We start from the raw sequence: 11,923 nt of genomic DNA on the forward strand, positions 1-11,923 counted from the left end.
CGACCGATGACGACCGCCCTCACCGACAGCGTCGCCCACCTCTCCCCGGGGCGCTGGGCCACCGCAAACCGACTGCTGGTGCGCAAAGCACTGGCGGAATTCAGCCACGAACGGCTGCTTGCCCCCACGCCGCTCGGCGACGGTCGCTACACCGTCCGTAGCGACGACGCCTCCACCGAGTACCGTTTCACCGCACGCCTCTTCGCCCTGGACCACTGGCAGATCGACGCCGAAAGCATCACCCGGCACCGGTACGGCTCCGAACTCCCCCTGGACACAGCAGAGTTCCTCATAGAGCTGCGACACACCCTCGGGATCTCCGCGGAGGTCCTGCCGGTCTACCTGGAGGAGGTCTCCTCCACTCTGGCCGGAACCGCCTACAAACTCACCAAGGAACCGGTGACCTCCGGCCAGCTCGTCGCCGCCGACTTCCAGGCCATCGAGACCGGGATGACCGAGGGCCACCCGTGCTTCGTCGCCAACAACGGGCGGCTCGGCTTCGGCGTGGACGAGTACCGGGCGTACGCCCCCGAGACGGCCTCGGAGGTCCGGCTCGTCTGGCTGGCCGCCCACCGGGACCGGGCCACCTTCACCGCGGGCGCCGGCCTCGACCACGAGGCGCTGGTCAAGGGTGAGCTGAGCGAGGCGGCCCGGGAGCGGTTCGACGGCACGCTGCGCGGGCTCGGCCTCGACCCGGGCGACTACTTCCTGCTGCCCGTCCACCCCTGGCAGTGGTGGAACAAGCTCGCGGTCAGCTTCGCCGGAGAGCTGGCGGCACGGCATCTGGTGGTGCTCGGCGAGGGCGAGGACGGATACCTCGCCCAGCAGTCGATCCGCACGTTCTTCAACACCGACCACCCCGAGAAGCACTACGTCAAGACGGCGCTGTCGGTCCTGAACATGGGCTTCATGCGCGGTCTCTCCGCCGCGTACATGGAGGCCACACCCGCGATCAACGACTGGCTGGCCGGTCTGATCGAGCGCGACGACCTGCTGCGCGGCGCCGGGTTCTCGATCATCCGGGAGCGGGCCGCGATCGGCTACCACCACCGGTCCTACGAGACGGCCACCGTCAAGGGCTCCCCGTACCGGAAGATGCTGGCCGCTCTGTGGCGTGAGAGCCCCGTGCCGGGGCTCCGGTCCGGCGAGCGGGTCGCGACGATGGCCTCGCTGCTCCACACCGACCACGAGGGCGGCTCGGTGGCCGGGGCGCTGATCGCCGAGTCCGGCCTGGAGCCGCGGGTGTGGCTGCGGCGCTACCTGGACGCCTATCTGGTGCCGGTGCTGCACAGCTTCTACGCCTACGACCTCGTCTACATGCCGCACGGCGAGAACGTGATCCTGGTCGTGGAGGACGGTGTCGTCACCCGCACGATCTTCAAGGACATCGCCGAGGAGATCGCGGTGATGGACCCGGACGCGGTGCTGCCGCCGCAGGTCGAGCGGATCCGGGTCGAGGTCCCCGAGGACATGAAGGCGCTGTCGGTCCTCACCGACGTCTTCGACTGCTTCTTCCGCTTCCTGGGCGCGGGTCTGGACACCGAGGGCGTCCTGGACGAGGACGCCTTCTGGCGGACGGTCGCCGCCTGTGTGCGCGACTACCAGGCATCGGTGCCGTACCTCGCGGAGAAGTTCCGGAGTTACGACCTGTTCGCGGCGGACTTCGCACTCTCCTGCCTCAACCGCCTCCAGCTGCGCGACAACCAGCAGATGGTCGACCTCGACGACCCGGCCGGAGGGCTCCAGTTGGTGGGTCGCCTGAAGAACCCGATCGCCGGGTTCTGAGCCCGGCCGCCGGATCGCGGCGGCCCTCCCGACCGGTGAGCGCCCGGGGACGGTCCCCCGGGCGCTCCCCTTCCTCGGTGCGGCCCGGGGGCGGGCTGGCAGAATCACGGGCATGGCAGAGATCATCCAGCGGGACGGAACATGGACGTTCGACGGGGACACCGTGCGCATCGTGCCGGGGGGCAAGGCGCACCCGGTCCGGCAGGAGCTGGGTGAGATAGCCGTACCCGTGCAGGCGGTGGCGGGCGTCTCGTTCGAACCGGACCGCAAGGGCGGGCGGCTGCGGCTGCGGCTGCGCGGCGGCGCCTGCCCGGTGCTGCGGGCCGCCGACGGCCGGCTCAAGGACGGCGCCGACCCCTACGTACTGACCGTGGAGAAGGACCGCACGGGTGTCGCGGAGTACTTCGTCGACGAGGTCCGCAACGCGCTGCTGATCGAGCAGGTGCCGGACGGCCCCGTGGACCGCTTCCTGCTGCCGGGCCCCGCGCTGCCCGTCTCCGGCGGGGGCGGCGACGGCACGGCGTCCTTCGACGGCGAGAGCGTCCGGCTGACCTGGAACTGGAAGGCCGAGGAGTCCAAGACCGCCGGGGGTCCGACCACCTTCCCGCTGTCGCGGATCGCGGGCGTGCGGTGGATGCCGTCGATCGGCCTGGAGAACGGCTATCTGCGCTTCGAGCCGGTCGAGGGGCCCGTCTCGGCCCCGCCGAAGTACGACACGTACGCCCTGGATCTGTGGGGGATGTCCAAGAAGGAGCACACAGCGGTCCTGGTCGCCGCGGCGGTGCTGATGCGGCTGCCCGGGGCCCGTGCGCTGCCGGCCGCCCCGGAGGCGGTCCCGGCCCTGGCCAAGGCGGCCGAGCCGGCCCCCGCCGCCCCGCCCGCGGGCGACCACGACGCGCTGCTGCGACGGCTGCGGGAGCTGGGCGAGCTGCACCGGGCCGGAGTGCTCACCGACGAGGAGTTCAGCACCGCGAAGCAGGCCGTTCTGCGCAGCATGTGACGCGATCAGGCAGCCTTCCCGGCCCTACCTGCCCGATATCGGGCAGATTTCTTGCATAAGCACGCCTCGGCAAGCAATATCGACGGGTGCTTGAACGCCGCTCGTCCCATGACGACCTCATCGATCACCTCGTACGCTCCACCGCGCTCCAGCGCGGCGAGGCGGCCCGGGTGATCCTCGACGTGCTGGCGTACTTCGACGAGAGCACCGACGACTTCGTCCGGCGCCGCCACCGCGAACTGCAGTCCGGCGGCCTGGTCAACACGGAGATCTTCGAGCGGATCGCAGCCGAGCTGCCGCACCGCGCCGTGGCGCCGCCGGAGCTCTCGCTCCGCCAGCTGCGCCGCATCGTCTACGGCTGACCGGCCGCGGCCGGCCAGCGGGCGCCCGTGCGGGGCGTCGAACGGAAATGCGTGTACGTCGATGGAGGGGCAGAGAACACATGTGCGGAATCGTCGGATACATCGGTAGGCGTGACGTCGCTCCGCTGCTGCTGGAAGGCCTGCAGCGGCTGGAGTACCGGGGGTACGACTCCGCGGGCATCGTCATCACCGGCAAGGCGGCGGCGGGCAAGCCGGGCACGCTGAAGATGGTCAAGGCCAAGGGCCGGGTCCGCGAGCTGGAGGCCAAGGTCCCCAAGCGCTTCGCCGGCACCACCGGCATCGCCCACACCCGCTGGGCCACCCACGGCGCGCCGAGCGACGAGAACGCCCACCCGCACATGGACGCGGAGAACAAGGTCGCCGTCGTCCACAACGGGATCATCGACAACGCCTCCGAGCTGCGCGCCAAGCTCACCGCCGACGGCATCGTCTTCCTCTCCGAGACCGACACCGAGGTGCTGGTCCACCTGATCGCCCGCGCCCAGGCCGAGACCCTGGAGGAGAAGGTCCGCGAGGCGCTGCGCCACGTCGAGGGCACCTACGGCATCGCCGTGCTGCACGCCGACTTCAACGACCGCATCGTGGTCGCCCGCAACGGTTCCCCGGTCGTCCTCGGCATCGGCGAGAAGGAGATGTTCGTCGCCTCGGACGTCGCCGCGCTGGTCGCCCACACGCGCCAGGTCGTCACGCTGGACGACGGCGAGATGGCCACCCTGAAGGCCGACGACTTCCGTACGTACACCACGGAGGGCTCGACCACGACGGCCACGCCGACCACCGTGGAATGGGAGGCCGAGTCGTACGACATGGGCGGCCACGACACGTACATGCACAAGGAGATCTCGGAGCAGGCCGACGCCGTGGACCGCGTCCTGCGCGGCCGGATCGACGACCGGTTCTCCACCGTGCACCTCGGCGGGCTCAACCTGGACGCCCGCGAGGCGCGCGGGGTGCGCCGGATCAAGATCCTCGGCTGCGGCACCTCGTACCACGCGGGTCAGATCGGCGCCCAGCTGATCGAGGAGCTCGCCCGCATCCCCGCCGACGCCGAGCCGGCCTCCGAGTTCCGCTACCGCAACCCGGTCGTGGACCCCGACACCCTGTACGTCGCGGTCTCCCAGTCGGGCGAGACGTACGACGTGCTGGCGGCCGTCCAGGAGCTGAAGCGCAAGGGCGCCCGGGTCCTCGGCGTGGTCAACGTGGTGGGCTCCGCCATCGCCCGTGAGGCCGACGGCGGCACGTACGTCCACGCGGGGCCGGAGGTCTGCGTGGTCTCCACCAAGTGCTTCACCAACACCGTGGTCGCCTTCGCGCTGCTCGCCCTGCACCTGGGCCGGATCCGTGACCTCTCGGTCGCGGACGGCAAGCGGATCATCGACGGGCTGCGCAGGCTGCCGGAGCAGATCAGCGAGATCCTGGCGGGCGAGGACGAGATCAAGCGGCTCGCGGCGGAGTACGCGGACGCCAAGTCGATGATGTTCATCGGCCGGGTGCGCGGCTACCCGGTGGCCCGCGAGGCCTCCCTGAAGCTGAAGGAGGTCTCGTACATCCACGCCGAGGCCTACCCGGCCTCCGAGCTGAAGCACGGCCCGCTCGCGCTGATCGAGCCCGCGATGCCGACCGTGGCGATCGTGCCGGACGACGACCTGCTGGAGAAGAACCGCGCCGCGATGGAGGAGATCAAGGCCCGCAGCGGCCGCATCCTCGCCGTGGCCCACCAGGCGCAGGAGAAGGCCGACCACACCATCGTCGTGCCGAAGAACGAGAACGAGCTGGACCCGATCCTCATGGGCATCCCGCTCCAGCTGTTCGCCTACCACACGGCCCTCGCGATGGGCCGCGACATCGACAAGCCGCGCAACCTGGCGAAGTCCGTCACGGTCGAGTAGAAGGCGGGACACAGAACCTTGGGCCCCGTACCGTCGCGACGACGGTACGGGGCCCAACGCGTGCCGCTACAGGGCCTCCTGGCGGCCCCTCAGGAAGCGCTAGGGCGGCCGTCGGGGAATGCCGGGGGCCTCAGGGAATGACGATGACGGGGCGTTGCGCCCGGCGGGCGAGGCGGCCGGCCACGGACCCGAAGATCCGCCCGACGATGCCGTGCGTGGAGCCCACGACGATGGCGTCGGCGGCATACTCCCGGCCGACCTCCTCCAGTTCGTGGCAGATGTCGCCCCCGCGCTCCACCAGCACCCAGGGCACCTCGGAGAGATAGTCCGCGCAGGCCAGCTCCAGGCCGAGGACCTCGGTGCGGTGATCGGGGACATCGACGAAGACGGGGGGCTCGCAGCCCGCCCAGACCGTGGTCGGCAACCGGTTGGCGACGTGGACGATGATCAGGCCGGAGCCCGACCGGCCGGCCATGCCGATGGCGTAGGCGAGAGCCCGCTCGCTCGACGTGGAGCCGTCGAAACCGACCACGACTCCGTGCCGGAAGGCGGGATCGCACGCATGGCGTGCTTCTTCGACCGTCCGCGGCTCCGACCCTGGGTCGGCTACCGGCTTGCGGTCTTTGGGTTCAGGGATTTCGTGACCGGCCATCGGTGTCTCGGCGAAGAGAGTCCTCGTGAGGAGGGAACGGTTTCGAGAGGTGCATCAGCTGGTGGTGAAGCTCTGTCCGGGAATCATCTTCCCAACCCCATACCCCCAAGGGTACGGCGTCACTCCTCCACCACCCAGACCCCCGCAAAAGCGTGCGCGACGCTGGAGGGAGCATGCCCGAGCCTGTCCGCGATGGCAATGCCGGTTGTGTCGTACACGGGCCTCGGAGGGGGCGAACACCGTCGGCCGTCCTGTTTTTCGCGACGGCCGGCGGTCGCCCGGCGGACCCGGCGGCGAGGCTCTCACCCGGTCCCTGTTGGCCACACCGCCACCGGACCGCCACCCCGGGACAGGACGCCGCGACGGGCCCCCCGCGATCACCGTTCGAGCCGAACCCGGCGACGACGCCCTGACCGGCGGCCGACAGGGCCCGGACCGCCGGCCGGCCGGGCCCGCCCGACCGCCCCCGGCCGAGGCCCGACACCCGCGGTTCTCGTGTCCCACGGCCCATCGGTCGGTAATCCGGCCCTGCGGAACCTCGCCCCGGTCCACGTCGCGACGGCCCGCGACACCCCTCCGCGGCGGTCCGAACACGCCATGGTTCACGTCGGCGAGGGAGCGCACCGGCGCGGCCGTCAGGCGGCGGTTGTGCGCCCGGCGTGACCGGATACAGCACACGCAACCGATGGTTTTAAGCCAACTTCACCTGGGTGCCGAACCCTTCGCGGGATGGCCGGACACCCCACCGCCCACCAGGCAGGAACGGACCGCGCGGTACGCTTTCACCCGACGCGGACGGGCCACGTTGTCGAAGGGCACTTCCCTGTGCGCTTCGCGAGTGAAACGCTTCGTGATCGAACGCTTCACGCCACGTTTCCTTATCGACATTGAGCTGGTGGGGGAAGGTGTCACGGCGGGACCACGCGACGCAGTAGATTCGATCTTGGAAATCGGAGACTGGGGACACGTGCGACACCGAGGGGAAACGTGCAGGAGCGACAGGCCCGTAAGGACCAGGGAGACGCGAACACCGAGGGGGGCTTAGCGTCATGAGCCAGGACTCCGCCGCCGCGACGGAGGCCGCACGCAAGCTGACCGGGCGGCGACGCCGGGAAGTCGTTGCCGTGCTGCTTTTCAGCGGCGGCCCTATCTTCGAGAGCTCCATCCCGCTCTCCGTTTTCGGAATCGACCGGCAGGACGCGGGAGTTCCCCGCTACCGCCTGCTGGTCTGCGGCGGCGAGGAAGGACCGCTGCGCACGACCGGTGGGCTCGAACTCACCGCGCCGTACGGCCTGGAGGCGATCAGCAGGGCCGGCACCGTGGTGGTGCCCGCCTGGCGGTCGATCACCTCGCCGCCGCCCGCCGAGGCACTGGACGCGCTGCGGCGCGCCCACGAGGAGGGCGCCCGCATCGTCGGTCTGTGCACGGGAGCCTTCGTGCTCGCGGCCGCCGGCCTGCTGGACGGCCGGCCGGCCACCACACACTGGATGTACGCGCCGACGCTGGCCAAGCGCTATCCGTCGGTGCACGTCGATCCGCGCGAACTGTTCGTGGACGACGGGGATGTGCTCACTTCCGCCGGCACCGCCGCCGGGATCGATCTCTGCCTCCATATAGTCCGCACCGACCACGGCACGGAAGCCGCGGGGGCACTCGCCCGCCGGCTCGTCGTGCCACCGCGGCGCAGTGGTGGGCAGGAGCGCTACCTGGACAGGTCTTTACCGGAGGAGATCGGCTCCGACCCGCTCGCCGAGGTCGTGGCCTGGGCCCTGGAGCATCTGCACGAGCAGTTCGACGTGGAGACGCTCGCCGCACGCGCCTACATGAGCAGACGGACCTTCGACCGCAGGTTCCGTTCGCTCACCGGCAGCGCACCGCTGCAGTGGCTGATCACCCAGCGGGTGCTCCAGGCGCAGCGGCTGCTGGAGACCTCCGACTACTCGGTCGACGAGGTCGCCGGCCGCTGCGGCTTCCGCTCCCCGGTCGCGCTGCGCGGGCACTTCCGCCGCCAGCTCGGCTCCTCCCCCGCCGCGTACCGGGCCGCCTATCGGGCCCGTCGTCCGCAGGGGGTGGCGGAGAGCGCCGCTACGGTGGTCGAGACGATGGTGCCCAGCCAGGGACCACCGTCCGGACGCCGGGGCTCGCCCCTGTCCTCCGCGGCCGTCGCCGTGGCGGCGTCGGTGGGGTCCGGGGAGCTGTCCCTGCCGGGCCCTGACGCGTACGTCCCCGGACGCCCGGCCCTGCCGGGACAGCGGAGCGCCCCGTAGGGTGGGGCGCATGAACGACCGCATGGTGTGGATCGACTGCGAGATGACCGGGCTCTCGTTGACGGACGACGCACTCATCGAGGTGGCCGCCCTGGTCACCGACTCGGAGCTGAACGTGCTCGGCGAAGGGGTGGACATCGTGATCCGCCCGCCGGACGCGGCCCTGGAGACCATGCCCGAGGTGGTGCGGCGGATGCACACCGCCTCGGGCCTCCTCGACGAGCTGGCCGGGGGTACCACCCTGGCGGACGCCGAGGAGCAGGTCCTGGCCTACGTCCGTGAGCATGTGAAGGAGCCCGGCAAGGCCCCGCTCTGCGGAAACTCGGTCGGTACCGACCGGGGGTTCCTGGCGCGGGACATGCGGAAGCTGGAGGGCTACCTCCACTACCGGATCGTGGACGTGTCCTCGGTCAAGGAGCTGGCCCGGCGCTGGTATCCCCGGGCGTACTTCAACAGCCCGGCCAAGAACGGCAACCACCGGGCGCTGGCGGACATCCGTGACTCCATCACGGAGCTCCGCTTCTACCGGGAGGCGGTCTTCGTGCCGCAGCCCGGCCCGGACTCCGAGCGCGCCAAGGAGATCGCGGCGCGCTGGTCGGCTCCGGCCGCACCGTAGGAACCCGCTGGTCACGGGCGCGAAAGCGCCCGTGGACCGGCCCCGGGAAACGGGGGCGCGAGCACCCTCCCGGACCCTGTACACTTTTTCTCGGCCGGTCGGAAACGACCGGGCGACATGGTGGGTATAGCTCAGCTGGCAGAGCACCTGGTTGTGGTCCAGGATGTCGCGGGTTCAAGTCCCGTTACTCACCCTTGAAGGGGAAGCCCCTGACCTGCGGAAACGCGGGTCAGGGGCTTCTTCGTGTTCCAGGCTGGCCAAACCACGGCCAAACGCGGCCGGCTTTTCGACCTGACGTGCGCCCCATGGCAACGATCAGGAAGCGGGTCCGCAAGGACGGAACGGCGAGTTACCAGGTCCGCTGGCTCCAGGGAGGGCGCGGCGGTACCTGGGAAGCCGAAGGGTTCGAGGACGTGGAGCAGGCCGACGCGTTCAAGAAGCTCGTCGACGCCCACAAGCAGCGGTGGCCCTACGGGTGGGTCCCCGGCCGGGGCTTCGTCGAGCCCGAGGACCCTGACGACGTGCTCCTGACCGGCTGGGCCCGCGCTACGTCGACCGGCTCACCGGCATCGACCCGCGGACCCGGGACGACTACCGGCGCGAGGTGGACCGGCACATCTCCCTCGTGGTGCACACCACCCGATCGGGACTGGTGATGCCGGCCACGATCGGGAACATCACCGCTGACGACGTCCAGGACTGGGTTCGGCTTCAGGAAGCAGGCCAGCCGGACGCGAAGGCGGGTCGGTGGATCCGTCGACCGGCCTCGCCGAAGTCCACAGCCAATCGCCACGGCCTGCTGTGGTGCATCGTGCAAGCGGCGATCGATGCCGATCCCCCGCTGCGCACCAAGAACTGCTGTGCGAACACCCGCCTTCGCGCGTGGACGACGGGACGTCCGAGGAGATGGTTTTTCTGGAGCAGGAGGAGTACTAACTCCTCCGCAAGCACCTCCCCGACCCAGCGGCGCGAGACCTCGCCGACTGGTTGATCGGTACAGGCATGCGCTGGGGCGAGGCTACGGCCCTCCAGGTACAAGATCTTCGACTTGGCGGCCCGTACCGACAGCCAACGTCCAGAGGGCCTGGAAGAGGTCCCCCAGGGGCGCGCAGAGCTCCTTCTTCCTCGGGCCCCCCAAGACCAAGAAGGCCCGCCGTTTGGCCGCTCTTGCCCCGACGCAGGTGGACCTCGCGCAGAAGCTGACGCATGGAATGCCATCGGAGGCCTTCGTCTTCCGCACGCCGACGGGCAAAGCATGGAGGCATGCCAACTTCTACAACCGGAAATGGATACCCGAGGTCCGCTAGGGCTAGCTCGAAGAGCAGCGGCCCCCATCACGCGTCACGGGAGTGTCACCGGCAGTCGGCGTCTGTCGCTGACAGCCGCATCATCGCCTCTTCTGCCGGCGCCGAGTACCGGAACTGCTCGTGTAGTAGTTGACCTGCTGCGGGGTGAACAGGTCGGTCACGTCGCCGCAGGTGTCGAGCTCGAGGGGGTAAGGGCTGAGTGATGTTCGCGGGCCCTGGCCCCCTTCTGCCTCGACCAGTGGCGGAACAAGGGCTGCAACGAGACCGGACGACGGCGTAGCGAACTGCTGCGGCACAGATCAGGCCACCGCCCCATCTCTCATCTCGCACAGCACGTCCGCGAGCCGGTGGATGCCCTCGGCAATCACCTTGTCGTGCGCGCTCAGGCTGAGGCGCAGGCACCGGGTTGCGTGGTCGGCGAGGCTGGTGGTCAGCAGCGGATCCACGAAGAAGTGCCGCCCCGGTACGACGAACACATACTTCTCCTTGAGCCGCTCGTACAGCGCAGTGTCCTCGAACCAAGGGTGGTTCACCCACAGCCAGCAGAACATGCCTCCGTCCCCAGAGTGCATGCGCCAGTCGACATCTGTTGGCATAAGTTCGTTGAGCAGTTCCTCAACGAAGTGCTTCTTTTCGCGGTAATGCGGCGAGATCGCATCGCGGGTGGTCTTGTCGAGGCGCCCATCGGCCAGTACCCGGGCAAGGGCATGCTGGGCAAGTTGGGGAGCATGGAGGACAGAGTTGGACATAAATGCTGCGAGAGGTGCTATGTATTTCGGGTTGCCGATCGCAAAACCAACTCGCTCGCCGGGCAGTCCGGCCTTCGATGCGGAGAAGCAGTTAACGACGCTGTCGTTCCACATCGGCTCAGTGTGTACCTCCGCGATCCGGGGGAAAGGCGCTCCGTAGGCGTTGTCGACGAACAGTGGCACCTCACGCTCCGCGGCAAGCGCCGTTAGCTCGTCCAAATCGGCTCTGCTCAGGGCGCGTCCCGTGGGGTTGCACGGACTCGAGATCAGCAGCATGCCGATGTCCGAGCGCCGCCGCAGCGCCTCGATGTCCAGGGCGTAGCGGAAACGGTGGCCTTCCTCCCGATGGACCAGCGGGGCGACTCCGGCGATGCCGTCATCGTGCATGCACAATCCCTGGTAGCCGGTGTAGTCGGGCACCATGGGGAGCACGATCCGCCGCTCGCCGTGGGCTCCCGGGCCGGCGAAGAGGGCGGCCGCCGCAAAGCAGACCATCTGGCTACCGGGGCCGACGGCGATGTTCTCAGGGCCGAGCTGCCAGCCGTAAGCCCGGTGGAAGTAGTCGGCAACTGCCGCCACGAGGACATGGCTGCCACGGGATGGCCCGTAGCGGCAGCCAGCCTCATCGAAATCGTCGGCGATTGATTCCGTCAAGGCAGCCCGCCACATATCACGCACAGCGAGAATAGGGGCGGGATTACCCACGCTCAGGTTCAGCCATTCGTCAGCCGAAGCCTCGACCGTGCTCGCGGCGACGTCTTCCATGATGCTGCGCAGGCCGGAAAGCCCAGCCATCTTGGTTCCGCTGAGCGACAACTGCATTATTTTCTCCTCAACACCGTGTGACACGACCCATGACCTTGCGTCATGAGAGAGCCGAAAATGTGCTCTGCCGCGTGAGAGGGAGGTCGGTCGAGGGAACCGCGGGGCGATACCTCACGACGACCGAGAGCACGGCAAGACGAAGGCAACGGCGGAAACCGTAAGAGCTGTTACGAGCTCTAAGAGGATGTCTCACGTGGCGCTTTGGTGGTGCGGCATGATGCTGCACCGTGAGGGTTGATCTGTCGCGTCGGCTGGTTCCGGACGAACTGTGGGAGCTGACAGCTCCGTTGTTACCGAGATTCACGTCCCGTCCGCAGGGCGGGGGTACTGCTCCGGTGGACGAGCGAGCGGTGTTCGCGGCCGTGGTGTACGTGCTGACGAGCGGGTGCGCGTGGCGGTATCTGCCGGAGTCGTTCGGCGTCTCGCCGGCCACCGCGCACCGTCGGTTCA

The 11,923-nt window shown here is 69.2% G+C and carries 10 protein-coding genes and 1 tRNA gene; 9 read left to right on the forward strand and 2 right to left on the reverse strand.

Annotated elements, in window-relative coordinates; translation table 11 throughout:
* The first annotated feature begins 6 nt into the window (after positions 1–6).
* The 4 genes from D581_RS0122235 (at position 7) to glmS (ending at position 5,057) form a co-directional block, all read left to right on the forward strand.
* Entirely contained in the window at positions 7–1,785 is a 1,779-nt protein-coding gene (locus D581_RS0122235; RefSeq protein WP_018959411.1) for an IucA/IucC family protein, read from the forward strand.
* Between the two features lie 112 nt (positions 1,786–1,897).
* The gene (locus tag D581_RS0122240) at positions 1,898–2,785 is read left to right on the forward strand and encodes a DUF4429 domain-containing protein (RefSeq protein ID WP_018959412.1); all 888 of its coding nucleotides are present in this window, start codon (positions 1,898–1,900) and stop codon (positions 2,783–2,785) included.
* Between the two features lie 86 nt (positions 2,786–2,871).
* The gene (locus D581_RS0122245) at positions 2,872–3,147 is read left to right on the forward strand and encodes a hypothetical protein (RefSeq protein ID WP_003968990.1); all 276 of its coding nucleotides are present in this window, start codon (positions 2,872–2,874) and stop codon (positions 3,145–3,147) included.
* Positions 3,148–3,227: 80 nt separating this feature from the next.
* Positions 3,228–5,057, forward strand: a complete 1,830-nt coding sequence (gene glmS, locus D581_RS0122250) for a glutamine--fructose-6-phosphate transaminase (isomerizing) (RefSeq protein ID WP_018959413.1) — start codon at positions 3,228–3,230, stop codon at positions 5,055–5,057.
* A 130-nt stretch (positions 5,058–5,187) separates the two neighbouring features.
* Here glmS and D581_RS0122255 read toward each other — a convergent pair whose 3' ends face one another.
* Positions 5,188–5,709, reverse strand: coding sequence for a universal stress protein (locus D581_RS0122255; protein ID WP_026290787.1), 522 nt, complete (start codon positions 5,707–5,709; stop codon positions 5,188–5,190).
* Positions 5,710–6,758: 1,049 nt separating this feature from the next.
* Here D581_RS0122255 and D581_RS0122265 point away from each other — a divergent pair.
* The 4 genes from D581_RS0122265 (at position 6,759) to D581_RS1000000139030 (ending at position 9,248) form a co-directional block, all read left to right on the forward strand.
* On the forward strand, positions 6,759–7,976 hold the full coding sequence (locus tag D581_RS0122265) for a helix-turn-helix domain-containing protein (RefSeq protein WP_018959415.1): 1,218 nt from the start codon (positions 6,759–6,761) through the stop codon (positions 7,974–7,976).
* Between the two features lie 10 nt (positions 7,977–7,986).
* Positions 7,987–8,592, forward strand: coding sequence for an oligoribonuclease (orn, locus tag D581_RS0122270; protein ID WP_018959416.1), 606 nt, complete (start codon positions 7,987–7,989; stop codon positions 8,590–8,592).
* Positions 8,593–8,712: 120 nt separating this feature from the next.
* A tRNA-His gene (locus D581_RS0122275) sits at positions 8,713–8,785 on the forward strand.
* A gap of 112 nt (positions 8,786–8,897) precedes the next feature.
* Entirely contained in the window at positions 8,898–9,248 is a 351-nt protein-coding gene (locus D581_RS1000000139030; RefSeq protein ID WP_026290788.1) for a hypothetical protein, read from the forward strand.
* A gap of 950 nt (positions 9,249–10,198) precedes the next feature.
* On the opposite strand, the gene D581_RS0122290 is transcribed toward D581_RS1000000139030, so the two are convergent.
* Entirely contained in the window at positions 10,199–11,470 is a 1,272-nt protein-coding gene (locus D581_RS0122290) for a valine--pyruvate transaminase (RefSeq protein ID WP_018959417.1), read from the reverse strand.
* 230 nt (positions 11,471–11,700) lie between these two features.
* Here D581_RS0122290 and D581_RS01000000137565 point away from each other — a divergent pair.
* Positions 11,701–11,923 (forward strand): transposase (locus D581_RS01000000137565; protein ID WP_032752885.1); only part of this gene is annotated, 223 nt, incomplete at its 3' end.

The organism is Streptomyces sp. CNB091, assembly GCF_000377965.1.

Bases quoted from the DNA above. Each gene is read 5' to 3' on its own strand.
- D581_RS0122240 (WP_018959412.1), top strand. From the start codon at position 1,898: ATGGCAGAGATCATCCAGCGGGACGGAACATGGACGTTCGACGGGGAC.
- D581_RS0122255 (WP_026290787.1), bottom strand. From the start codon at position 5,709: ATGGCCGGTCACGAAATCCCTGAACCCAAAGACCGCAAGCCGGTAGCC.
- D581_RS0122265 (WP_018959415.1), top strand. From the start codon at position 6,759: ATGAGCCAGGACTCCGCCGCCGCGACGGAGGCCGCACGCAAGCTGACC.
- D581_RS0122235 (WP_018959411.1), top strand. From the start codon at position 7: ATGACGACCGCCCTCACCGACAGCGTCGCCCACCTCTCCCCGGGGCGC.
- D581_RS1000000139030 (WP_026290788.1), top strand. From the start codon at position 8,898: ATGGCAACGATCAGGAAGCGGGTCCGCAAGGACGGAACGGCGAGTTAC.
- orn (WP_018959416.1), top strand. From the start codon at position 7,987: ATGAACGACCGCATGGTGTGGATCGACTGCGAGATGACCGGGCTCTCG.
- glmS (WP_018959413.1), top strand. From the start codon at position 3,228: ATGTGCGGAATCGTCGGATACATCGGTAGGCGTGACGTCGCTCCGCTG.
- D581_RS0122290 (WP_018959417.1), bottom strand. From the start codon at position 11,470: ATGCAGTTGTCGCTCAGCGGAACCAAGATGGCTGGGCTTTCCGGCCTG.